This is a genomic window from Roseateles sp. P5_E11, from assembly GCF_054049355.1.
This window is the reverse complement of sequence record NZ_JBFUMO010000961.1, coordinates 1-1,403: the sequence shown is the minus strand read 5'-3', so window position 1 is coordinate 1,403 and position 1,403 is coordinate 1. Positions and strand designations below refer to the sequence as shown.

Below are 1,403 nucleotides of genomic sequence, written 5' to 3'. Positions count from 1 at the left end.
GCTGTCGGCTGACCAGCATGAAGGGGCCGGTGCCGTTGGCGTTCTGGCTGGCATAGGACTCCTCCTGCTGCTTGAAGTTCAGCGGTTTCGTCACGCGGTGCTGCTCGCACCAGCGCTGGCTCATGATGAACAGGTTGGCTATCAGCTCCGGCACGATGGGATTGGGCTTGTCCAGCGCGAAGACGACGGTCAGCGGGTCCACCGCCTTCGGGATGCCGACGGCATTCGCATAGACGCGCTGCGGTGCATTCGGGTCGCGCAGGCGCTGCATCGAGAACACGACGTCGTCGGCGGTGAAGGGCGTGCCGTCGTGGAACTTGACGCCCGGGCGCAGCTTGAAGCGCCAGATCAGCGGCGTAACCTGGGTCCACTCGGTCGCCAGCGCCGGGCCGATGCTCATGTCCTTGCCGCGCCGGGTCAGGCCCTCGTAGACCTGGTTGTTCAGGCTGTTGGTCATGACCTCGTTCTGCGAATGCGGATCGGTGGTCTGCATGTCGCCCTGGCTGGACCAGCGCAGGGTCTGGGCTTGGACGAGGCCGGTGGCGAGAACGATCAGGGCGGCGGCAAGACGGAGCATCTGACTTCCTGGAAACGCGGGCTCGGCGACAATACCAGGCAATGCAGGCCCTCTTCCGGGGCCTGCCGCTGTTTCAGCCTCACAGGATTTGCCCATGGCCCAGTACGTCTTTTCAATGAACCGCGTCAACAAGACGGTTCCTCCCAAGCGCCACATCCTGAAGGACATCTCGCTGTCCTTCTTCCCCGGCGCCAAGATCGGCGTGCTGGGCGTGAACGGTTCGGGCAAGTCGACCATCCTGAAGATCATGGCGGGCGTCGACAAGGAGTACGAGGGCGAAGCCACGCCGATGCCTGGCATCAAGATCGGCTACCTGGAGCAGGAGCCGCGCCTGAACCCCGACCAGACCGTGCGTGAGGCCGTGGAAGAGGGCATCGGCGGCGTGCTTGCCGCGAAGAAGCGCCTGGACGAGGTCTATGCCGCCTATGCCGAAGAGGACGCCGACTTCGACGCGCTGGCTGCAGAGCAGGGCGAGCTGGAATCCATCATTGCCGCCGCCGGCTCCGAGAACACCGACCTGCAGCTGGAACTGGCCGCCGACGCGCTGAACCTGCCGCCGTGGGACGCCGTCATCGGCGTGCTGTCCGGCGGCGAAAAGCGCCGCGTGGCGCTGTGCCGCCTGCTGCTGTCCAAGCCGGACATGCTGCTGCTGGACGAACCCACCAACCACTTGGACGCCGAGTCGGTCGAGTGGCTGGAGCAGTTCCTGCAGCGCTTCCCCGGCACCGTGGTGGCCATCACCCATGATCGCTACTTCCTGGACAACGCGGCCGAATGGATCCTTGAACTCGACCGCGGCCATGGCATTCCATGGAAGGGCAACTAC

General features: G+C 65.0%; 2 protein-coding genes. One reads left to right on the top strand and one right to left on the bottom strand.

From position 1 onward, the window contains the following. A partial coding sequence (locus ACXJKR_RS32505) for an ABC transporter substrate-binding protein (RefSeq protein ID WP_457326371.1) occupies positions 1 to 577 on the bottom strand: 577 nt, incomplete at its 3' end. 94 nt (positions 578 to 671) lie between these two features. On the opposite strand from ACXJKR_RS32505, the gene ACXJKR_RS32500 reads away from it, so the two are divergent. Then, positions 672 to 1,403 (top strand): ATP-binding cassette domain-containing protein (locus ACXJKR_RS32500; protein ID WP_457326370.1); only part of this gene is annotated, 732 nt, incomplete at its 3' end.